Below are 21,569 nucleotides of genomic sequence, written 5' to 3'. Positions count from 1 at the left end.
CGTCTTTTCCGTGGTTCCGATGAGAAAGGGACCAGGCCCGCAGCTGCGGGCCTGGTCCTTTGCTTATTTGCCGCGAACGGTGTCGAGTTCCTTCATGAGCTGGGCGACCGTTTCTGCGCCGATCTGAGGGCTGAACTTGTCGATCAACGGCTTGACGGCGTCGCGCAGCTTCTGCGTCTCTTCCGGGCTCAGTTCGCTGACTTCCATGCCGGTCTTCTTGATCTCTTCGATCGCCTTGGCGTCGATCTCGCGCGAAACCTTGCGCTGATAGTCGCGCGCCTCGGTTGCGGCCGATTGGAAGAGGGCTTTTTCTTCATCGTTGAGCCCATCCCAGAACTTCTTGCTGATGAGCACGATCTGCGGATTGTACTGATGGCGGGTCACCGTCATGTACTTCTGCACTTCGAAGAACTTGGCATTGATGATGTTCGCAGCCGGATTTTCCTGGCCGTCGACAGTGCCGGTTTCGAGCGCCGTATAGAGCTCGGTGTATGGAAGCGGAACGGCGTTGGCGCCAAGGCTGTTGAAGAGCTCGATTGGGATTGGCGACTGGATCGTGCGGATCTTAAGGCCCTTGATGTCCTCAAGCTTGGTAACTGCGTGGCGATTGTTCGTCAGGTTGCGGAAACCGAGCTCCCAATAGGCAAGACCGACGAGGCCGGTATCCGGCAGAAGCTTCATCAGACCGGAGCCGAACGGTCCGTCCATCACCTTGTCTGCTTCCTCGCCGCTATTGAAGAGGAAGGGCAGATCGACGGCGCCGAACGGCTTGACATTGCTTGCAAGGATGCCGGCATTGAGCACCGTCATTTCGATGACGCCGCCCTGCAGCGCCGAGACGGTCTGAACGTCGCCGCCAAGCACGCCGCCGGGAAAAAGTTTCACCTCGATCTTGCCGCCGCTCTTCTCCTTCAAGAGCTCGGCGAACTTCTCCATTCCCATGACCTGGGGATGGCCCTTGTTGTTCGCCGACGCGAATTTCAGCTGGTGCTCGCGGATTTCGGCCATGGCCGGGCCGGTTGCCAGCAGTGCGATCGGCAACGCCAATCCCAATGCCAGCTTCGTCAATTTATTCAGCATGTCTTCCTCCCAGGTTGTGGCCGGCTTCTCCCTCCGGCCGCGTTGAAATTCGTTCGCCGTTGCCGACCAAACTACGATCAGTGTCCGAACCAGGAGACCGGGACGGTCACCAGTTGCGGAAACAGGACGAGCAGAAACAGAACGATCAGTTCGGCGATGAGAAAGGGCATGACGCCCTTCATCAACTCTTCCATCGAGAGCTTCGAGACGCCGCAGATAACATTGAGCACGGTGCCGACCGGCGGCGTGATCAGGCCAATCGCGTTGTTGATGATGAAAAGCACGCCGAAATAGACCGGATCAATGCCCGCCTGTTTGATGATCGGCATCAGCACCGGCGTCATGATCAGGATCGTCGGCGTCATGTCCATGGCGGTTCCGACGACGACGATCAGCACCATGATGGCGAGCAGCAGAAGGGTCTGATTGTCCATCAGCGGTTCGACCAGGGCCGCGAGCTCGCCGGGCACGTCGGCAACTGTGATCAGCCAGGCGGAAACCGCCGCACAGGCAACCAGGAACATGACGACGGAGGTGATCTTGGCGGCCGCCACGAAGACATGAAACAGTCTCGCCGGGGGTAGTTCGCGATAGATGACCATCGAGACGAAGAGCGAATAAACAGCGGCAACGACGCCGGCTTCGGTTGGCGTGAAGACGCCGAATTTCAAGCCGACGATGATAATGACCGGCAGCATCAGGGCCCAGATGCTGTCGATGAAGGCTTTGAGACGCACCGCGCCGCTCTGCTTCGGGGGAAGTGCGAACTGCTCCTTTCGAGCAACGATCAGCCAGGTCACACAGAGTGCGGCTGCGATCATAAGCCCCGGGAAAATTCCCGCCAGAAAAAGCTTGGTGATCGAAACGCCGCCGACCACGCCGAACAGGATGAAACCGATCGACGGAGGAATGATCGGCCCGATAACGGAAGCTGAGGCGAGGAGGCCGCCGGTGCGGGCCGGGTCGTGTCCGGACTTCTGCATCATCGGAAAAAGAAGCGCGCCCAGGGCCGCTGCATCGGCAACGGCCGACCCGGAAAGGCTCGAAAGGACACAGGCGGCGAAGATGGCGACAAAACCGAGGCCGCCGCGGACATGGCCCACCATCGCCATGGCAAGGTCGACAATGCGGCGAGAAAGTCCGCCGGTATTCATGACCTCGCCGGCGAGAAGGAAGAAAGGCACCGCCATCAGCGGAAAGCTGTCGGCGCCGTTCAGCACGTTCTGCGCCACGATCTGCGCATCGAACATGTCAAGATACATCATCAACGCAACGCCGCTGATGATAAGGGCAAAGGCGATCGGCACCCCAAGGGCCATGGGACCGAGAAGCGCTCCGAGGAAGATGGATACAGTCATTTCCCGCCCCTCAATGCTTTGTCACGAGCTTGGCAAGTGCCGGATCGTGATCCTCGAGCGCGACTTGTTCCTCACTGTCGCGGACAAGTTCGACCGTCGTGACATCGATGCGGCCCGTGGCGATCGCGAATGCGTCCCACAGGAGAATGAGAAATGCCGGAATTCCGAACGCCAGACCAGCGCCGTAGAAGAATGCCATCGAAATCCCGGTTGCCGGCGCTGCCACATGGACGTTGATCATGGTCTGCGTCCAGGCACCGCTGATCATCAGCCAGGTCGCCAGCAGCATCAGTGCATGCCCGGCGAGCGCGGCCATTCTGGCAGCCGTGGGTGGCAGGCGCCGCAGCACGGAATCGACACCGAGATGGCCATGCTCGCGCATTGCGACGACCGCGCCGAGAAATGTCAGCCAGACGAAGAACATCCGCGACAGCTCTTCGGAGGACGTGATGCCCTGATTGAAGGCATAGCGAAGGACGACGTTGCCGAAGACGAGCACGACCATGCCTGCCAGCAAGAGCGCGATCGTCGCCTTCAGCACGAGAAAATAGAAATCGATGATGCGGGTCATTCGCTCCTCCCAAAGCGTGGGCAACAGATCCAAGTGTTCTTCCGACGTCCGTCAGTCGCGCGGGAACGCGCATCTGAGCGCGGAGACCCCCGCGCCCCTCCTCCGGGACATGTTGCCTTGTCTTCAAAATGTACTAACTAGTTCGAATGTCAAGCGGCGATCTATTGAAACGGACGTGCAAGGTGAATATGACTTTGTCGTCGAGCGCCACGAATGGCAGCCTCCACGTTCAGGCTCCCGTTTTGACGATTGGAAACAGCGGTTTAGGGAATATGGTCGTGAGAGTGATGGCGGAGCGGGCTGAAAACGGACGAAAGAACGATCCGCAGCGGACGCAGGCGGATATTCTCGTCGTCGCGACGAAGGAGTTCGCGACCCATGGCCTCGCCGGTGCGCGCGTCGATGCGATCGCGGAGAAGACCCGCACCTCGAAGCGGATGATCTATTACTATTTCGGCAGTAAGGAGGGTCTCTATCTCGCCGTCCTGGAGCAATCCTACCGCAAGATCCGCTCGCTGGAAGCCGACCTTCAGCTTTCGAACCTTGAGCCGGAAGCAGCGCTGCGCACGCTCATCGCAACGACTTTCGATCACGACGAGGCCAACCCGGATTTCGTCCGGCTGGTGAGCATCGAGAACATTCATCACGCCGCGCATATGCTGCGCTCGGATGCCATCCGCGACCTCAACGTCTCGGTCATAGAGACGATCGCTAAAATCCTGGAACGTGGTTTCGAACAGGGCGTATTTCATCGCAAGGCCGATCCGATCGATGTCCACATGATGATCAGCGCCTTCTGCTTCTTCCGCGTCTCGAACCGCTACACCTTCGGCACGATTTTCAGGCGGGATCTCTCGGAAAGCGAGACGATCGACCGACACCGCGGGATGATCGCCGATGCCGTCGTCAGCTATCTCAAGTCCTGCCCGTCTCCTGCAGCATAGATTTTGAAAGAGCCGTCATGTCGTGAAGGCGATCGCCGTCTATACTTCTTTCTCCTCCCTCGAACATAGTTGCTGCTGGAGTGTGTTCGGGCGTGGTCTGATGCTTTCGATCGTGCGGGTGCACGAGGGCGGCACGCTTTGAGATGCACTTGTGAAGGAAAATATCCGCGTCAACGGTCCTTGCCGGCTGATCGTCTTGTATCGCAGGCGGACCTCGCATACCTCCGCCAGGGTCATCTCAGCCGGGAGGGTCTAGTCTAATGCGCGGTGTCCGAAAAATCAGCTAGCACGATATCCTCCATCAACGCTCTCATGAAGAGAAACGCACCGGCGACATCAAGAAATCCCTGAGAACACGATTTCGCCTCGAGGTGAAACGCGGAACGATATCTCCGTCCCTAGGGCGCGGGCGACGCCCGCGACGCTTCCGTCGCCGTCACCGCCAGCGCCTCTGCGCTCTGACCGGCACAGGTGATGCCGCTGGAAGTTTTACTCGCCCGGCAGGTTGCTGGCCGGGGTCTCCGAATTGGGCCAGACTTTGCAACTGTTGAAGGATTTCGAGCCGCACCTCGCCTTTCCTTTGAACACGTTGAGGATGCATGGATTGTCGTGATTCGTGCGCATCCACTTGGACAGCACAAAAGACCTCCTCACAGAGCCTCAGCGCGGAAAAAGCGGAAAGCTTGCAGTAGAGAGGTTCGAATACCAGGCCGCGTGGGGGCTTTTCCGAATAATAGAGCTCTACCCGTCAGGCCAGCCGCGCTACCGATTTCCGATATGGGCGAGGGCGGACCTCAACGGCGCATCTGAGACGTGGATAACCCCGATGTACGGGTGCGCCATGTCGACCACAAGAAAAACTCCCGCGGCCACCGACAGCGAGCATACTAGGATCACGCTTACCACGGTGAGATTTGCGGGAGCCTGAAGTCCGAACGTTGCGAACAGCAATGCGAGCCAGAACACCAAAATTACGAGAAACGCGGTCGGCAGTCCTTCGGTGTCGGTCTCGACCGCCATCCAGTGCGCTTCTGCAAGGTTGCCACTCACCGCGAGGGCGCGCATCTGGATCATGCGATGAGCGTCGTCCTTTGGAACCAGCGCGCGAAGTTCGGCCTGTATGGGCTCGATGGTCTGCGACACGTCGTAGGGATCGACGACTGCATCGCCCCACTCCTCCTGCCTCAATCTGACCTCGATGAGATCGCGTAGTCGGGCGCGAGCCATCGTGGTCTCGGGGCCATACTGGGCCATGACGCGGTCGAGCAGTACCACCCGAGCGGCCGAGCTTCGAAGTTCGGCGTCCGTAGTGTCGTAGACGTTCTTGGCAGATGCGATGAGAAGACCTAGGGCGAGCGCCGACAGCGTTCCGACGACAGCCGTCGCCAGCCGAATCACGTCCTTGGACTCGGAATCGAGATGATGAAGCGGTATGCGTCCGCGAAGAAATATACCCAGCAGCGACGCCCCAACCAGGCACAAGAATACGGCACCCCCGATGAAGATCGACCCCATCTCGATATCTCCTTCTTTCTCGAAAATGTCGGGCAGTGTCGATCTATCGCGTGCCAGCCGGTCTCGCCAAGGCAGGCGCGGACAGACTCACGAGGATCTCTTCGAGCAGCTCATGGATTCCCAGACGTTGGTCGTAACCGCCAACACATCGACATTCTATGCCTATTCCGGCACCAATCTTAACGTCGGTCCGACCGTTGACGGTCTCTTCGGTAAGTGTGTTGCAGGCGTTCAGCGCCACATTTTGGAGCGGCCGCCCCGTGCAAGGAGGACGGATTGCGGATATGTTTCGGATATCACGACGCTCCTTCACGATAGCAGCGCTCCCTTCGGAAAAAGGAACGTCAGCGCCACCCGGAAGCCCAGACCATTGGGGCCGTTGTCCGGAGCATCCGCCCAATACCGGATGCCGGCCGTCAGGCTGATCGGCTGCTTGTCGATGGTGATGAGCTTCGCAACCGTCAAGTTGATCGGAACGGACCAGTCGTTCGTTTCCCAGTTATAGGTGGACTCCGTATTCAGCGAGAACGTCCAGGCGTCCTTGGTCGTGTAGGAAATGAACGGCTGGAGGAACGTCGAACTCACATCCTCCCGATCGCTTTGCCCAGCGAACGACCAGATGTGGTTTCCGAGCATCCCGAACGTCCAGGGGCCATCCTGTTTGAGGACGACCGCTGTCGGACCCGCACCCCACTTGCCGCTTCCGAGGAACTCGTCCGTCGCCGTCGGAAGCAGGAACACCGGTCCCGCACCCCAGACGATGCCGCTCTCGTTCGGCTTCGATGGCGAGAAGAAGAAGCTCTGTGTGGTATCACCTAGACCGAACTGCGTTCCCGACGGTCCGGCGATGTCGTTCTGCCATGTGACTGGTAGGATGGTGCGCGAGATAACGTTCCAGTCCTCGTTTATCTCGAAGGGAATGACAGGCTGGATGTTCAGGGTCGCCTTGTCGCCATCGTCGGGACCATAGCCGTGGTCGTAGTTGAACTGGAACGGCACGCTGATGAGCGAGGCGATCGGATTTGAGAGCTTCTTCGCCAGATCTTCATTCGACTGGGCGTATGCCAGCCCCGTACCGAGCCCAAGTGCCGTCAGGGTCATCGCGGTCCGATGGGCTACGCTACCTAAGCTATTCATTGATGCCTTCTCCGTTGAACCACGATCGAATTTTAGAGCCGCCGCCTAGAAGTGAAACGCGACACCGATGATCGGACCCTGTTCGACGACGTCGAATACAAAGCCATCGTTGTTATAGTTCACGCCCACCGCCCGGTAGCCGGCGACCGCAGAGATCGTGTCGGTGAACTTGTAGCCGAGCGCCAGTGAGACATCCCAGTCGATATCCGCGCCGCCGCCGCCGACAAGGCCCCAGCCGGTGACGTAGATTTCAGGCGTGAAGAAGTAGTTTCCCCGGACACCCGCGAGCGCGTCGACCCAGGTCGCGCCGTCGTCCGCCTCACGGCCACCCAGGATGCCGCCGTTGAATCCGATGGTGGTATCGACCGACCAGACGCGGACGCCGCCGACGATGTCGAGATGACCCGACTGGTTCTCGAGCACGGAATATCCGGCCCCGAGCAGTCCGGCGAAGGTCTTCGAGGTCACGTCGACGCTGTCTGCGAGGATGCCGTTTCTCGTATTCGCGTCCGCTCCGAGCTTGGTGTACATGATGTCGCCGAAGATACTGAAGCGGTCGTACCGGGCTTCGCCTGCCGCCATGAAGGCCAAGTCGAGGTTCTCCAATATGTCGCCGAAGCTGGCGTCGATATGGACTTCGGGCAGACCGAATTGCGCCATGTCTCCCGACAGCCCCGCAGCCCAGAAGTAGGGGGCCGCGGTGTAGGTCCAGCCGCTTTCGCTTTCGACCACCTTGGCTTCCGGAATGCCCGGCGCGATGTCTGCGGTCCGTCCAGACGAAGCGGCTGCAAGGCTTGCACACAGAACCGCAGCATGTACCAGAATTACCCTCATGAAAGTCCCCTTGTATTGCAGTCACGTTGGCATTGGCGAATCAAAGCATCACTGATCGGTTGCCGAGGCTGGAAGCCACAGATACTAGCGTTTGCAGTTCGGCGTCGGTCGTCCTTCCCCGCAGTGCTTGACCGTTGCTGCGGCCGGCCGCGCGCCACTCGTGCCCGCCACACTGCTGATGTGGCTGGCGTAGTTGTCACGTGTGTCCTGATCGACCACAGCAACAGGCGCGGCTAGAACCAGACCGGCGACGTTGCCCGCCGCGGTCGCCGCCCCGGTGGTCGCCACCAAAATCTGGTCGCCAAGTCCGACACGACTGTCGGTCAGGGTCTGCCCCTCCGAAATACGCTGGCCTATGAGCCGGACGATCTGGGGAGATTCAGCAAACTTGCCGTGGTTCATGCTGTCGCCGGATTTGATCTTGGTGAGATCGATCACCATGATCTTGTTGTCCTCGAGCTCCTTCTTGTACGGAGCCTGCTCCGGATCGATGGCGCCGAGCCGGGACACGTCCCCCCAGACGCGGCGCGAAAACGCCAGCGCCTTGTCGTCGCGGGACACGAACAGAGTGAACTGCGGATGCTGCTTACCCATGTCGGCGACCTGCTGACGGAACACATCGACATCGACATCGGGAGCCGCGAGCATGACGTTCTTGAATTTCTCCGGCAGGCGGCCATTGCGAATGGCCATCTGCCGCAGCGATTCCAACGCAAGCCAGTTTCCCATCGAATGGGCGAGGATCGAGACTTCCTTCACCTCGGGATCCTTTGCGAGATACTGGAAGAGTGTCTCCAGGGCATTGCGGGTATAGTTGGTGCTCTCGCGGTCGTAGCCATAGGCCAGTAGGCTGCCGCGCGACGGCCATGTCACCAGCACGGGCGCGCTATGGACGCCGGAGTCATGGACGATCTGTGCGAAGCGGTAGACCGCATCTTCAAATCGGTTGTTGAAACCGTGAATGAAGACGAGGACACTACCGTCGGGGGTCTTTCTGACGCTCGCGCTCAGCCATCTCTTCGCTTCGTCGATGTCGAGGTCGTCGGCCTTCACGGTGGCGAAGTCCGTCGCCGGATTGGACGGCAGCCTCTTCGGCCAGGCGACCTGTCCTTCCTTGCGGACCTTGCTCGGAGGAATGGATATCGTCATGTCGGCGAACGCGGGGGCCAGCGCACGTTCTCCGTTGAACATCTCGCCCGGCACGGTCGACCGGGTGCGGGTCGTCGCGATCAGCATGTCGACTTTTGGCGACTGCGGAGACGTGTCAGCTACGGGGGTCAGCACATCCCTCGGATGGCCGCCACATCCGGGAAGTGCCGCAAGCACGGCACACGCAACAAGCCAACGAAGCCAGCTCTCCTGAGCCGACGCCCACCCAACGCAACGATAATTGCTCACCGATCGCCCTCATCCAACAAATGCTCACTGACAGCCCCTCGACTGCCTCGTCCTAACAGTAGTAGACCCCCACCGCGCAGCGCCGGACCGTTCGGCGTGCCACTCCGGCGACGCTGAACGGCGTCAGTGGCCTGCCGATCCTGGCTTCGGCCGGGGTCGCGATCCCGTCTGTCAGCGGGATCGACAGTTGCTCCGCCACCTCAAACCCGGAAAGTCCCACCGCGGCGGCGACAAGCAGTATTCTCGCGCGTCTGAACAGAGTCATTGCTTCGCTCCCTTTGCGAGGTCATCGGGAAGCTCGTCGGTGTCCTTGAGCTTGGCCAGGTCGACCTTCTGCGCGTCAGTAGTGTTCTTGAAAGTGTAGTCGTCAGCCACGACATCGGTGCCGGTCTTCCAGTCGCTGATCTGGATGCTGTACTGTGGCCCCTGATCGACCTGCGTCGCGGTGATCACGTAGCGGCAGGGGTAGGGGTGGTCGCCCTGGGCGATCCAGATCTGCCAGTCCACCTCCTTGGCGCGAAAGGCCAGGTGATCGCATTCCACACCGCCGATGACCCCGCTGCCAAGGTCCTTCACATCGGTCACGTCCTGCATCAAAGTGCCGTAGACATCCGGCAACAGGAGGTCGGCACCGGGAACAGGCCGATGCAGCTTGTCTCGCATTTCGTCCACGAGGTGATCGATCGTGCCGGGCACCTCGGCTTGCGCATAGAGATTGGCGTCCTTGCCGAACAGGGTCGCCGTCTTGCCATCGAATGTCATCTCGACATTGGCAAACCCGCCATGCCGGGTGACGCGGAGCTTGTCGGGCCGGCCCATTTCCATCTTGCCGGAGCTTGCAAGCAGGATCTTCTGATGGTCGGGGGTGACGACCTCGAGATTGGTGTCGTAGGCAAATGAGATCGCCTTCTGAGCGGCGAGATAGTCCGACATCGCCTTCACCAGCTTCTTGGCGTCGGCTTCGTCGGCACGGGTTACCGACAAGGATCCGGAAACGATCAGGGCGAGCGCCCCGGCCGCGAGTGCAGCCGAGAAACGATGCCGGGATTTTCGTGATGGTCTGGTCATCGACGCATGCCCTTCTGGGTGGATCGTTGCAATCCGGCGAACTCTACAGTCGGACGACGGCAAACGCCCGTAACATCTGGTAGCATCTGTACCGTAACGGCCCAGTGCACTGGCCCCGCGGCGCCTACCGTGGCATAAGCACGGCCGATCCATGAGGCCGCCACAGCATCGACGCCTGCACCTCGTCGGACGCGGGAAGGCCAGCCTTTCTGATGTCCGCGATCAGTCTTGCCCGGTCGGCGGGTCGGAAGTTTCTCGCCTTGAGTTCGGCCACCATGTTGGGAATGAAGTCCGGCCGCATCTCGTTGAAACGGGACGCCTCGCGACGGGCGTCGTCCATCATCCCCGCATCCACGTAGATGACCGCGGCGACGGCGTGGAAGAGCGGAAACTTCTGGAGATCCGCCTGCTTGATCTCGATGACCGAAGTCTTGTCGTCATGCAGCATGTAGGCGGCGAGCGCGCGGGTGCCATGGTAGTAGCCGCCGCCGCCTGGGTTGAGGGCAAGAGCGCGGTCGAGCAGTGCAGCACCACGTTGCCATTCGCCACTCATCGCGACGCGCGTGCCAAACTCTCCGAGCAGTTCGGTATCGTTTGGATTGGTCGCCAATGCCTGTTCGCCAACGTGGAGGGCTTCGGAAACCTCCTGATTGAAGAACAACGCCGTCATCAGCGCCTGATGGGCGCGCGTATTGCCCGGATCCAGTTGCACGGCGCGACGGGCGGCCTGCAAGCTGCGATCAATTGGCGGCAACCCATTGGTGCTCGGATTGAACCGGAACCGGTCCTCGTCGAGATAGATGATGGAGAGCATCGCCCATGCGGTGGCAAAGGATGGATAACGGGCGATGGCGCTCTCGAGGCACTCCCGCGCCTCCAAGTGCCGCGTGGCACTCAATTCCGCACGGTATCCATAAAAGCTCAGCGTGCAGCCATAGGCGCCGAGATCGTCAGGGGGCGGATTGGAGACGTCCGCCTGAGCCATGATGCCGTAGGGCTGGGCCACTGCGGTCGCCACCTTGTTGGCTACGTCAGACTGAATGCTGAAGAGATCACCACTCTTAATGTCGTCGTCGTAGGTCTGCGACCACAGGATTTCGTCATTGTCAGTATCAAGCAGGCGCGCTGTCACGCGAACGCGGTCACCCGAAACACGAACGCCGCCCGCAAGCAGGAAGCGAGCGCCCAGCTCGCCCCGCACCTGAGACGCCTCGACGCCGGACGGCAAGGACTTCGATGTCTCGCGACCGAAAACCCTGATTTCCTTGAAGCGAGGGAGGGCGGTCAGAAGCTCCTCGGTCAGGCCCGCCGTGTAAAGGGCGGCCTGCGGGCCATCTCCGAGATCAGCGAACGGGGCGACGACGAGCGTCGGACCTTCCTCGGTGGATCCCTGGGACGTAGAGCCCAACCTTATGGGTAGCAAGTAGGCAGAGACGACCAGCGCCACCATGACCACGCCGAGCATGATGCCAGCTCCAATACCGAATGGCATCAACTTCTGAAATCGATGACGCAGTGTCGCAAGCCGGTCGTCAGAAGAAGCCGGGATCTCTTCATTCCAGACGAAAGATGGCGCGTACCCGCCTTTGGGGATATCGATTCTGATCGGATCATTTTGTCCGGCGACCAAGTAGTAGCGCTCCAGCGTGCGGCGGAGCCGACCAGCCTCTATACGGACTACGGGATCGTCCTGCTTGAACCCTTCGCTCCGCTTGAACACTTCGACGGCAATCGAATAGCCCTTGATGCGTGCGGCGCGGCCCGCAAGCGCCTCCTCGGTCACATAGGTGAGGAAGGCCGCGCTTCGGCCCCTCTTCGGAAATTCGCAACTGGAAAAGATGCGTTCGAGCTGAGCGCGAATATCGTCCTCGTTCGGTGGAGCGCGTGACAAGCACGGCGCAACATCGTGCTCCGCTGGCAATTGGTTCTGCACGGCTTGCTCCTCACCCGCTCTTGAGGGACGCGTATGCAAGAAAAATATACATTACCTCTTTGGAATGTAACTTACACTAGAAACGGATCGTCGTCCATGACGATACGATTCCGTCGGCGCGCAGTTCTTGCGCGGCGAATTCAGGCCGGGACTCTATCTGAATATTGTGGAGATTGCCCCGATCTGCGGCACCGTTTCTCCGAAACGCGTGGCGCGATACTCGTATGTTACGGTTACATACTTGCGCTTTTACAGTGCCCGGTCACGATCGCGGTGAAGGCAACCCCGTGCCTCCTGACTGGAATAGGGCGGGAATTGCTGCCGAAGGGGGATATCATGACAGCGGTTAGAACGGCCTCGTCTCTGACACTGACGGTCGCCGCCACGGCGTTGAGCGCTTCGGCGTTTGCCAAGACGGCGTTCGAAATCCCGAAAGCCGTTACGACCTCCGACAAGGTCGAAACGCGCATGATAGGCCCGCTCGAGTTCAAGGACGGCACGTCCAGCAAGGAAACCGCCCGGAAGATTTACGACACGCTGGATTTCACCCGCGGCCTTGACGTCTTCTTCAACAGCTATGGAGGCGCATCCGCGTATGCGATGAGTCAGGGGTTCGCCAGCATCGGGGCTGACGCCAATTCGGTTGCGGTCTTCTCCGAGCTCTTGGATTCGACTTCGCTGTCGACACCGCTTCGGCAAGGTCAGGAGTAGCGACATGACAATGAGACACAGCAAATTTTCTGGGCTGGCGGCTCTGCTCGCTGCATCCACTTTCCTGGTTGGCCCGGTTGACGCCCAGGCCCAGACGGCCGTCGATATTGCCCCGGCAATCTCCACGCCGGACAAGGTCGAGACTCGCATCGGCACACTCGACTTCAAGGACGGCATGCCGGGCAAAGAAACCATCGACAAAGTCTATGACAACCTGGATTTCACGCATGCCTTCGAGGCATTCGTGAACACCCTGCAAGGGGTCAGCATACACGCTCTCCACAAGGGCTTTCTGAGTATCGGGGTCAAGGATAACGAAGTCCTTGTCTTCTCCGAGCTGATGGATGCCGAGTCGCTGTACCTGATGGCCAATGCGGACACGGTCTATTACATGGGAATGCTCGACCTGACCAAGGGTCCCATGGTGCTTGAGGTGCCACCCAAGGCGCTTGGCGCCATCGATGACTACTGGTTCCGCTGGGTCATCGACATCGGGTTGCCTGGGCCTGATCGCGGCGAGGGCGGGAAATACCTCATCCTGCCGCCGGGCTACATGGGCAAGCCTTAAGTTCAAGCCGCACTAGACGGCCGCCTAGATTCCCCGCGCTCATCACTCCGAAGGGAAAACTGCGATGAAACCCATAAGGCAATTTAGATTAATCGCCCTGTCAGCGCTTCTCTTCTTCTGGCGCAGGACGGGGCAGTCAACGTGAGCACGCCGACGCAAACAGGAGGATGACCATGAACATTTCGAGACGCAGTTTCGCTACGGCCTGTTTGGTCGCAGCTTCTATCGCCAGCTTTGCCCCGGCACTGGCGCATGCCCAGGACGTCACGCCGGAAGAAGCCCGCGCGATCGCCAAGGAGGCCTACATCTACGGCTTCCCGCTGGTGGACAGCTACCGCATCCAATACGCCTATTTCGTCGACGAGAAGAACCCGGAATACAAGGCGCCCTGGAACCAGATCAAGAATATCCCCCGCGTCTATACGCCTGCCGATACGGCGATCCAGACCCCCAATTCGGACACACCCTATTCGATGATCGGCATGGACCTGCGCGCGGAGCCGATGGTGCTCACCGTGCCGAAGATCGAGAAGGATCGCTACTTCAGCATTCAGCTCATCGACGCCTATACGTTCAACTTTGACTATGCCGGCAGCCGTACGACCGGCAACGGTGGCGGCAGCTTCATGGTCGCCGGCCCAAGTTGGAAAGGCGAGACGCCGACAGGCGTGACAAAGGTATTTCAGTCAGAAACCGATCTCGTCATCGGGGCCTATCGTACGCAGCTCTTCAACCCCGACGACCTCGACAATGTGAAGAAGATCCAGGACGGCTACAAGGCGCAGCCGCTGTCGGTGTTTCTCGGCCAGCCCGCGGTTGCGGGAGCGCCGGCAATCGACTTCATCAAGCCGCTTTCGGTGGACGACGAACGCAAGTCGCTCGAATTCTTCAACATCCTCAACTTCGTCCTGCAATTCTGCCCGACCGATCCGTCCGAGACCGAACTGATGGCGCGTTTCGCCAAGATCAATGTCGGCGCAGGTAAGACCTTGGATGTTGCGGCGCTCTCACCCGAGATGAAGATGGCCATGGAGCAAGGCATGGCCGACGCCTGGGCCGACCTTGAAGCCTTGAAGAAGCAGGTCGACGCCGGGACTGTGACCTCAGGCGATATGTTCGGCACGCGCGAATACCTCAAGAACAACTATCTGTACCGAATGGGTGCCGCCGTCCTTGGCATCTACGGCAATTGCAAGCAGGAGGCCATGTACCCCATCTACGCCGTTGACGCCGACGGGCAGAAGCTCGACGGCAGCAATCGCTATACCGTCCATTTCGACGCCGACAAGATGCCGCCGGTCCACGCCTTCTGGTCACTGACCATGTACGATTTGCCGGCAAGTCTTCTGGTCGCCAATCCGATCAATCGCTACTTGCTCAACAAGCCGATGTTGCCGCAGTTCGTGAAGGATGCCGACGGCGGCTACACCTTCTATGTGCAGAACGAATCTCCGGGCAAGGACAAGGAGCCGAATTGGCTGCCCGCGCCCAAAGGTCCCTTCTTTGTCGCGATGCGCCTCTACTGGCCGGAGGAGGCTGCTCTCGACGGCTCGTGGAAGCACCCGCCGATGACGAAAACGCCGTGACTCATGGTCCCGGTCGCCCGACGCCATGTCGAACTGCAGGCCGATCCTGGGCGACCAGCTTGCATTCTGGAAAGTATAGCCAGTTCTCGCTCCCAGCGCCCAGGCCAAGATATCGGCCGAACCGACCTTTCCGACCTGGCCCATTGCTTCCACATCCCAGTCGAAGTCGGCATATTTGCCGGCCGAGCGGATATCGAGGATGTGCCTGTCCTCTTCACCTGACGCTGTGAGGAAACCGGCGGCCTTGCGCTGATAGAGCGCGTAATAGGCGGAGGCCTCGATTGTCGGCGACAGCTGCCGCTCGATGCGCGCGCCGCTGAACAATACATCGCTGCTTGAGCGATCATTGAAAGGCTCATCATCCCGATACTGAACAGGCTGGCTGGCAAGACCGTAGAAGCGCCATGCCTCCATCTCCCACCCCGCCCAGACCGCATCGAAAGACTGGCGGACATTCGGCCCATCGCGCAACGACAGGAAGCGCTCCAGGTCGAACGCGAAGTCTTGCCGGCCGACCCTTGCGCTGAACCTTCCTGCGTCAGTCTCCTGCGTATAGCCGATGAATGCCAACCGAAGGTCAAATCGGTTTGCGTCGCTGGGCCCGACCACCGTCTTGTCGAAGGCACGCACATCCTCGAACTGCGTGAACAATTGCCAGTTTTCATTCAGGTGAACGTCGATGTGGAACTGCGTGCGCTGTAACCAATAGGAATCTCTGGGATTTGCCGCCACAGTGCCGAAAGCCGGCGCATCGCTGACTTCGAAGATTTCGCGTAGATTGAGCCCTAACGAGACGTAGCTGTCGGGATTGGAGGGAAACAACGGAATGTATTTGAGACTATCCAGCGGCTGAGTCCGCAGTTTTCGGATCCGCGAGAAGCGACCAGTCCTCCTGGGACCGGTCGGCTTTCATCAAGGGCCTCTCTGCCGCCGACGCATCGTCGTTCGCGAAGGCCGACTTATGATCGACCTGGGAGAGGGTAAGAACCGCCAGAGATAAGGGAAGCTTCCTTGCCCCGGTCGGGATCCTTAAGCATTGATTTCCGGGGTAGTCGTCTTCAGGCCAGCGAGTGCCCCGCCTCGCGGAACCAGGTTTGCGCATCCGCGCCGGCGGGAGTTTTCACCGGCGCTTCCGGTTCCGTTACGGCACGCCAGACGGCCTCTGCCACGTCTTCCGGAGTCGTGAATTCGGTGCCGGAACGCAGCGTTGTCAGGTAGTTGTGGACGAAAGCGCTATACGGCTCGGGGATATCCATTCCCATACGGGCGACGGCATTTTTTCCGAACCCGGTCGCCGGCGCCGAACCCGGCAGAACAAGTTTGGCGCGGACGCCAAAGAGAGCGGCTTCAAGCGCGAGGCTTTCGGTGAAAGCGTTCAGCGCTGCCTTGCTGGCGCTATAGACGGAGAGTGCTGGCAGCGGCTTGATGGTGACGCTGGAGCTGACGTTAACGATGACGCCTGACCGACGGATACGCATGTGCGGAAGAACGGCTTTGGTCATCGCCATCGCACCGAACACGTTCGTCTCGAACAGTTCGCGGATTTTCGACATCTCCGCGCGTTCCAGTACATTGAGCATGCCGACGCCGGCATTGTTGACCAGCGCATCGATCGGCCCGGCCTCTTCGACCGCCTTCATGATGCTGTCCGCCCTGGTGACATCCAGCGCCAGGATTTCGAGCCTGTCGTTAGAGGGGAGCAGGTCGTTGCGTGGCGTGCGCATGGTCGCGACCACGTCCCATCCTGCAGTCATAAATGTTTGCGCGATAGCGAGACCGAAGCCGGATGAGCAACCGGTGATGAGTATCTTTGGCATGTTCTGTCTCCTGACGATTAACTTGCCAAGAGATGGACCCGCTGCCTTGGACTTGCTATATTCAATTGTCCGAAGTTTTTTAGCATAAGTCCGAAATCATGATCGATCCAGTGGCCGAAGTCGTTTCCCTGCTCAAGCCAAGCCCGTCGATCTCAAAGCTTGTGACGGGCGGCGGTCAGTGGCTCGTCGAGCGCACGGAACTTGGAAGCCCCTTTTATTGCGCCGTAGTCGAAGGCCATTGCCGAATGACGATCACCGGTCGTGAGCCGATGTTGCTGGCGATCGGCGACTTTGTGCTGGTTCCGGAAATCTTTTCGTTCACGATGAGCAGCCTGGAACCGCCGCCCCGAGGAGCGGGTGCACAGCGTCTGGAGACCAGCCCGGGTGTCTTCCGGCTCGGAGACCCCGAAGCGCCCGCCGAAATCAAGGCGATGGTTGGCCATTGTGCCTTTGGCTCGGATGACAAGGCTCTTCTCGTCTCGCTGCTACCGGAGGTCATCCATGTCCGAGGCGAAGAGCGGCTGATGATGCTGGTTCGAATGATAAACGATGAAACGAGAGCCGACCGTACCGCTCGTGAGATGGTGCTTCACCGGTTGTTGGAGGTGCTGTTGATCGAAGCTTTGCGATCAACAGCAAGCGCCGTTGCCCCGCCCGGTCTCTTGCGTGGTATGGCCGATCCGCTGCTGGCACCGACCTTGCGCCGGATTCACGCGGATCCGGGTCGCAGCATGACGGTGGAAACACTCGCACGTGATGCCGCCATGTCACGTTCGACCTTCTTCGATCGCTTCCGAAGGGAGGTTGGCGTGGCCCCGATGGAATACGCGACCGGCTGGCGCATGGCGTTGGCGAAGGAATACCTTCGCAAGGATGTTGCCACGGCGGAGATTGCGCAACGCGTCGGCTATGGCTCGGCAAGCGCCTTCAGCGTCGCGTTCAGTCGGCATGTGGGAATGCCGCCCGGCGCCTATTCTCGAGAAAGCGCAGTTGCACTGAGGGATTGAAGAGATTCAGCGCGGCTATCGTTTGAGCGGTGAAGCGCCTGGTGATGCTTGTCCCTTCTCCTTGCAACGAGCCCGATCCGATCCCCGTGCATTTTGTCTTCCGGCCGCGACGATTCGAAGGGATCCTCACGCCTTCATAGACTTCGCCGTACCTCTCCGGCGAAAATCCGTTATAGGCAAGGTCAAGTCACCCTCGTGAAGTCATCGAGGGATCAAGGCGCGACCTCAGCCGAAACCAGCCGCCGCACTGGCCCGTCATTCCACCGCCTGGGAAATTCCGTCACTCGAAATATAGACCCGGTCGTCATTTAATTCTGAACCGCACCGGGTTTGCCGGAGGCTTCGCCCTGGCCCTGATTGCGCTTTCAATTCCGATCTCGCTCCGACGCGTCAAATCGGCCGCGTTCTTACAATAAAGTGCCTGTCGTTACAGATTAGGCGATCTCTGGAGAGCATTTCTGATGCTTTTCAATCTCGCTCCGGAATTTAGCTTCACCGGGCAAATCGTGAACCCGACGAGACTTGATGAACCGCGGTGGTGGTCGTGCAGCTCGTGCGACTGAATTGACGGGGACTAAGCAGGGTCACAGGTGTAAACTGAATATCCTGAACCTGTAGGACACCGCATCAGAACAACCGTATTCGACCATGTCAGATGGATGCTAGGTCATGCCCGACATCGGAGACTGGCTTGCCAGCATTAGGCTTGAGCGGTATCGCCAAACCTTCTTGGAAAATGGCATCGATCTCGATGTCGTCGACGATCTCACCGATGTCGACCTGAAGGAGCTCGGACTGTCCCTTGGTGACCGCAAGCGGTTTCTCAGGGCGGCCGCGGCCCTAGCTCACCAGTCGCCTCCTGCGACGACACCGCACCCCTCGGTGTCTCCGATCCACAGCGAGGCCGAACGGCGACAGCTTACGGTGATGTTCTGCGATCTGGTTGGATCGACAGCACTCTCCAGGCGTCTCGATCCGGAAGACCTCCGGCAGTCGATCGTCGCGTACCATTCTTGCGCCACCCAGATCGTCGGCCGGTACGACGGCTTCGTTGCCAAGTATATGGGCGACGGCGTCCTCGTATACTTCGGCTATCCGCAGGCTCACGAGGAGGAAGCCGAGCGGGCCGTGAGGGCCGGCCTCGCGGTTGTTGAGGCAGTCGACCGGCTGGATGCGGCAGGCGAACGCTTAGCTGTTCGCATCGGAATTGCCACTGGCCTGGTTGTGGTGGGCGACATCATCGGCGCCGGTGGGGCCGAGGAACGCAGCGTAGTGGGTGAGACGCCGAAACCTAGCGGCCCGCCTGCAGGCGCTGGCTGAGCCCGGCACAGTCGTCATTGCCGAAGCGACGCGCGCGCTGCTGCGGGGCCAGTTCAAGCTAGAAAGCCTCGGGGTGCGGCCGATCAAGGGCTTTGCTGAGGCGGTTGAGGCTTTTCGGGTGCTCGGCGAAGTGCGGTGCGAGGACCGCTTCGAGGCCGGTCACGCGAATGTGCTACCGTTGGTCGGCCGCGATCAGGAACTCGCACTGCTGGTTGATCGCTGGAATCTTGCCAAGGCCACCGAAGGTCAGGTCGTCCTGCTCGAGGGCGAGCCCGGAATCGGCAAGTCGCGTCTTGCGCTGGCACTTCGCGAGCGCATCTACAGGGAGCCGCATCTGTTGCGCCGTTACTTCGCCTCACCCTACCACACCAACAGCGCGCTTCGTCCGGTAATTGCCCAGCTCGAACAGGCAGCGGGCTTTGAACGCAATGATTCATCGGCCGTCAAGCTCGCCAAGCTCCAGGCACAGCTCGCGGAACAGGTGGGTGAGGTGAGCGAAGCTATCCCATTGTTGGCAGAGCTTCTTGGAATCCCAAGCAGCGGCCGCTATCCAAGACTGAATCTTGCGCCCCAGCAGCGCAAAAATCGCACCTTCGAAGTTCTCATCGCCCAGCTTGCCAGACTGGCTGCGGAGCAGCCGGTGCTCATGGTACTTGAGGATGCGCACTGGCTGGACGCGAGCAGCCTTGAGCTGTTCGGCTTGTTCGTGGACCACATCCAGCAGCTCTCGGTGCTGCTGGTCATTACCTACAGGCCCGAGTTCGTGCCGCCTTGGCGTAGTTACCCGCACGTGACAAAGGTGGTCTTGAATCGTCTCGACCGCATGCAAGCTCAATTGCTGGTCGAACGGCTGACCGGTGGAAAGCTCTTGGCTCTCGGAGTGCTCGATTACATCGTGGCCAACACCGATGGCGTGCCGCTGTACCTTGAGGAGTTGGCCAAAACCATGCTCGAATCTGGCCTATTGGGGGTGGCCGCCGATCAGTTTGGACTGCCTGCACCTATACCGCCGTTTGCGATCCCCGTAACGCTCCACGACTCGCTTATGGCCCGCCTCGACCGCCTCGGCGGGGCCAAGGTGGTCGCCCAGATCGGCGCCTGCATTGGGCGCGAGTTCTCCCATGAGTTGATTGCCGCGTTGGGCGTGCTCGATGAGCCTGAGCTGCAGCAGGGGCTCGATCAACTGGTTAGTACTGAACTGGTTTTTCGGCGCGGAAGTCCCCCTAAAGCGATCTACAGCTTCAAGCACGCGCTTGTTCGCGATACCGCATATCAGTCCCTCCTCAAGAGCCGTCGCCGGGAGCTCCATCGTCGTATTGCCCAGGTCATCGAAGAGCGAGCTCCACACGTCGTGGCCGCCGAGCCGGAGGTCTTAGCGTATCATCTCACGGAGGCCGGACAGCTACCGCAAGCGGTCGTGTTCTGGCAGCGCGCCGGCGAGCACGCCAATGACCGGGCGGCGAATGCCGAGGCAGCCGGCCATTTGGCCAAGGGCCTCGATCTGCTCACTCAGATGCCCGAGAACCCGGAGCGCCTCGAGCATGAGCTGACATTGTTGACCACCCTGGGGCAAGTGCTTACCGCTGCGAAGGGCTATGGCCACCCGGAGGTCGAGCGTGTCTACAACCGTGCTCGCAACCTGACGGAGCGGGTCCAGGATACGCCCAGGCTGTTCCCGGTGCTTCTCGGCCTCACCATCAACCACGCAGTGCGGTCTGAGCTTTCCGCGGCGCGGGGCCTTGGCGAACGGCTCTTGGCGTTGGCGCAGCAAGCCGCGGATCCCGTGCTCATGGTGGAAGCCTCCTACGCGCTGGGCATCACCTGCTCCTGGCTTGGCGAATTCGCCTCGGCATGGCAGCACCTCGAACGCGGGATCGACCAGTACGACATCGCCCAGCACCAGGCGCATCTGGCGCTTTATGGACAGGATGGAGGACCGATCTGCCTGTGCCGCGGCGCCATGGCGCTGTGGTATCTCGGCTACGACGACCGGGCGCAGGAGCTGATGGACGAGGCGCTCGCCATTACTGCGAAGCTCGGACATTTGTTCAGCCGCGCCTATGTCCTGACATGGGCGGCGATTCTGCACGTGCATCGACGGGACGTCGCGAGGGCGCAAGAAGCGGCGGAGTTGGCGTCAGCCTTCGCGGCCGAACACGGATTTCCATTCTGGCACACTCAGGGAGTCTTCCTGCAGGGGTGGGCGCTGGCGCAACGGGGCCAAGTCACGACAGGCATCGAGCGATTGCGAGAAGGGCTGGCTGGCATGCAGGCGATCGGGTCACGAATGACCGAGCCTTGGGCGATGGGCTTACTCGCGAAAGCGTATGGCAAGATCGATCGTTTTGCTGAGGGCGACATCTTGGTTGCCGAGGCGCTTACCATTGTCGCGCGCACTCGCAACCGCTGGTGCGAGGCGGAGCTGCATCGGCTCAAGGGCGAACTCATATCATCGCGCTCGGAGCGCGATCCTGCCGAAATCGAGGCCTGCTTTCACCGTGCCCTTGACGTCGCCCGCATGCAGGATGCCAAGATGTGGGAACTGCGCTCGGCGGTGAGTTTGGCCCGGCTTTGGCGAGCACAGGGTCTTAGGGTGCAGGTTTGCGAGTTGCTCATCCCGCTCCTCGGCTATTTCTCGGAGGGCCACGGGACGCGCGATCTTCAGGACGCCCAAGCGGTCCTTGAGAGCTGCGGAGGTAAATTGAGCACCTGAACACGAAGC

General features: G+C 60.1%; 16 protein-coding genes and 2 pseudogenes. 6 read left to right on the top strand and 12 right to left on the bottom strand.

Going from position 1 to position 21,569, the window contains the following annotated elements; translation table 11 throughout:
• Positions 1-63 precede the first annotated feature (63 nt).
• The 3 genes from ACZ9DP_RS02880 to ACZ9DP_RS02870 form a co-directional block, all read right to left on the bottom strand.
• Positions 64-1,080 (bottom strand): TRAP transporter substrate-binding protein, encoded by a 1,017-nt coding sequence (locus tag ACZ9DP_RS02880; protein WP_074072831.1) that lies wholly within the window; start codon positions 1,078-1,080, stop codon positions 64-66.
• A 77-nt stretch (positions 1,081-1,157) separates the two neighbouring features.
• Entirely contained in the window at positions 1,158-2,438 is a 1,281-nt protein-coding gene (locus ACZ9DP_RS02875; RefSeq protein WP_183930998.1) for a TRAP transporter large permease, read from the bottom strand.
• A 10-nt stretch (positions 2,439-2,448) separates the two neighbouring features.
• Positions 2,449-3,009 (bottom strand): TRAP transporter small permease, encoded by a 561-nt coding sequence (locus ACZ9DP_RS02870; protein WP_476200159.1) that lies wholly within the window; start codon positions 3,007-3,009, stop codon positions 2,449-2,451.
• A 287-nt stretch (positions 3,010-3,296) separates the two neighbouring features.
• Between ACZ9DP_RS02870 and ACZ9DP_RS02865 the strand changes: the two genes are divergently transcribed.
• On the top strand, positions 3,297-3,953 hold the full coding sequence (locus ACZ9DP_RS02865; protein ID WP_074072834.1) for a TetR/AcrR family transcriptional regulator: 657 nt from the start codon (positions 3,297-3,299) through the stop codon (positions 3,951-3,953).
• Positions 3,954-4,715: 762 nt separating this feature from the next.
• Here ACZ9DP_RS02865 and ACZ9DP_RS02860 read toward each other — a convergent pair.
• The 7 genes from ACZ9DP_RS02860 to ACZ9DP_RS02830 form a co-directional block, all read right to left on the bottom strand.
• Complete coding sequence (locus ACZ9DP_RS02860) at positions 4,716-5,468, bottom strand: bestrophin-like domain (RefSeq protein ID WP_476200157.1); 753 nt, start codon at positions 5,466-5,468, stop codon at positions 4,716-4,718.
• 309 nt (positions 5,469-5,777) lie between these two features.
• Positions 5,778-6,569: a transporter gene (locus ACZ9DP_RS02855; protein WP_476202181.1), complete on the bottom strand. Its 792-nt coding sequence runs from the start codon at positions 6,567-6,569 to the stop codon at positions 5,778-5,780.
• A gap of 81 nt (positions 6,570-6,650) precedes the next feature.
• Positions 6,651-7,439 carry a hypothetical protein gene (locus ACZ9DP_RS02850; RefSeq protein WP_476200155.1) on the bottom strand — a complete coding sequence of 263 codons (789 nt, stop codon included), beginning with the start codon at positions 7,437-7,439 and terminating at the stop codon, positions 6,651-6,653.
• 84 nt (positions 7,440-7,523) lie between these two features.
• Positions 7,524-8,765 carry an alpha/beta hydrolase gene (locus ACZ9DP_RS02845; protein ID WP_476202179.1) on the bottom strand — a complete coding sequence of 414 codons (1,242 nt, stop codon included), beginning with the start codon at positions 8,763-8,765 and terminating at the stop codon, positions 7,524-7,526.
• Between the two features lie 124 nt (positions 8,766-8,889).
• Positions 8,890-9,102 (bottom strand): hypothetical protein, encoded by a 213-nt coding sequence (locus ACZ9DP_RS02840; RefSeq protein ID WP_074072839.1) that lies wholly within the window; start codon positions 9,100-9,102, stop codon positions 8,890-8,892.
• Entirely contained in the window at positions 9,099-9,905 is an 807-nt protein-coding gene (locus ACZ9DP_RS02835) for a DUF2092 domain-containing protein (protein ID WP_476200153.1), read from the bottom strand. Before ACZ9DP_RS02835 ends, ACZ9DP_RS02840 begins: the two co-directional genes overlap by 4 nt.
• Positions 9,906-10,029: 124 nt before the next feature.
• On the bottom strand, positions 10,030-11,838 hold the full coding sequence (locus tag ACZ9DP_RS02830) for an adenylate cyclase (RefSeq protein WP_476200151.1): 1,809 nt from the start codon (positions 11,836-11,838) through the stop codon (positions 10,030-10,032).
• Positions 11,839-12,174: 336 nt separating this feature from the next.
• On the opposite strand from ACZ9DP_RS02830, the gene ACZ9DP_RS02825 reads away from it, so the two are divergent.
• From ACZ9DP_RS02825 to ACZ9DP_RS02815, 3 genes are all read left to right on the top strand, one after another.
• Complete coding sequence (locus ACZ9DP_RS02825) at positions 12,175-12,549, top strand: hypothetical protein (protein ID WP_476200149.1); 375 nt, start codon at positions 12,175-12,177, stop codon at positions 12,547-12,549.
• 4 nt (positions 12,550-12,553) lie between these two features.
• Positions 12,554-13,117 carry a DUF1254 domain-containing protein gene (locus ACZ9DP_RS02820; RefSeq protein ID WP_476200147.1) on the top strand — a complete coding sequence of 188 codons (564 nt, stop codon included), beginning with the start codon at positions 12,554-12,556 and terminating at the stop codon, positions 13,115-13,117.
• A gap of 167 nt (positions 13,118-13,284) precedes the next feature.
• Positions 13,285-14,703 carry a DUF1254 domain-containing protein gene (locus ACZ9DP_RS02815; RefSeq protein WP_476200145.1) on the top strand — a complete coding sequence of 473 codons (1,419 nt, stop codon included), beginning with the start codon at positions 13,285-13,287 and terminating at the stop codon, positions 14,701-14,703.
• Positions 14,704-14,760: 57 nt separating this feature from the next.
• Here the strand turns inward: ACZ9DP_RS02815 and ACZ9DP_RS02810 are convergent.
• Together ACZ9DP_RS02810 and ACZ9DP_RS02805 are read right to left on the bottom strand one after the other, a co-directional pair.
• Positions 14,761-15,525, bottom strand: a pseudogene (locus ACZ9DP_RS02810) (alginate export family protein); the annotation flags it as partial.
• Between the two features lie 236 nt (positions 15,526-15,761).
• A complete protein-coding gene (locus ACZ9DP_RS02805; protein WP_476200144.1) occupies positions 15,762-16,520 on the bottom strand; it encodes an SDR family oxidoreductase in 759 nt (252 codons plus the stop codon).
• A gap of 98 nt (positions 16,521-16,618) precedes the next feature.
• Here ACZ9DP_RS02805 and ACZ9DP_RS02800 point away from each other — a divergent pair, with 98 nt between their 5' ends.
• Together ACZ9DP_RS02800 and ACZ9DP_RS02795 are read left to right on the top strand one after the other, a co-directional pair.
• Entirely contained in the window at positions 16,619-17,527 is a 909-nt protein-coding gene (locus ACZ9DP_RS02800) for an AraC family transcriptional regulator (RefSeq protein ID WP_476200143.1), read from the top strand.
• 669 nt (positions 17,528-18,196) lie between these two features.
• Positions 18,197-21,560: pseudogene (locus ACZ9DP_RS02795) on the top strand (AAA family ATPase).
• Positions 21,561-21,569: the final 9 nt, after the last annotated feature.

Source organism: Rhizobium sp. USDA 4016 (assembly GCF_056279705.1).
The sequence above is the reverse complement of the archived record's forward strand: the minus strand, read 5'-3'. Positions and strand labels throughout refer to the sequence as shown.

Excerpts from the sequence above, each read along its gene's own strand:
- ACZ9DP_RS02880 (WP_074072831.1), bottom strand. The coding sequence starts at position 1,080 with ATGCTGAATAAATTGACGAAGCTGGCATTGGGATTGGCGTTGCCGATC.
- ACZ9DP_RS02875 (WP_183930998.1), bottom strand. The coding sequence starts at position 2,438 with ATGACTGTATCCATCTTCCTCGGAGCGCTTCTCGGTCCCATGGCCCTT.
- ACZ9DP_RS02870 (WP_476200159.1), bottom strand. The coding sequence starts at position 3,009 with ATGACCCGCATCATCGATTTCTATTTTCTCGTGCTGAAGGCGACGATC.
- ACZ9DP_RS02865 (WP_074072834.1), top strand. The coding sequence starts at position 3,297 with ATGGCGGAGCGGGCTGAAAACGGACGAAAGAACGATCCGCAGCGGACG.
- ACZ9DP_RS02860 (WP_476200157.1), bottom strand. The coding sequence starts at position 5,468 with ATGGGGTCGATCTTCATCGGGGGTGCCGTATTCTTGTGCCTGGTTGGG.
- ACZ9DP_RS02855 (WP_476202181.1), bottom strand. The coding sequence starts at position 6,569 with ATGACCCTGACGGCACTTGGGCTCGGTACGGGGCTGGCATACGCCCAG.
- ACZ9DP_RS02850 (WP_476200155.1), bottom strand. The coding sequence starts at position 7,439 with ATGAGGGTAATTCTGGTACATGCTGCGGTTCTGTGTGCAAGCCTTGCA.
- ACZ9DP_RS02840 (WP_074072839.1), bottom strand. The coding sequence starts at position 9,102 with ATGACTCTGTTCAGACGCGCGAGAATACTGCTTGTCGCCGCCGCGGTG.
- ACZ9DP_RS02835 (WP_476200153.1), bottom strand. The coding sequence starts at position 9,905 with ATGACCAGACCATCACGAAAATCCCGGCATCGTTTCTCGGCTGCACTC.
- ACZ9DP_RS02825 (WP_476200149.1), top strand. The coding sequence starts at position 12,175 with ATGACAGCGGTTAGAACGGCCTCGTCTCTGACACTGACGGTCGCCGCC.
- ACZ9DP_RS02820 (WP_476200147.1), top strand. The coding sequence starts at position 12,554 with ATGACAATGAGACACAGCAAATTTTCTGGGCTGGCGGCTCTGCTCGCT.
- ACZ9DP_RS02815 (WP_476200145.1), top strand. The coding sequence starts at position 13,285 with ATGACCATGAACATTTCGAGACGCAGTTTCGCTACGGCCTGTTTGGTC.
- ACZ9DP_RS02805 (WP_476200144.1), bottom strand. The coding sequence starts at position 16,520 with ATGCCAAAGATACTCATCACCGGTTGCTCATCCGGCTTCGGTCTCGCT.
- ACZ9DP_RS02800 (WP_476200143.1), top strand. The coding sequence starts at position 16,619 with ATGATCGATCCAGTGGCCGAAGTCGTTTCCCTGCTCAAGCCAAGCCCG.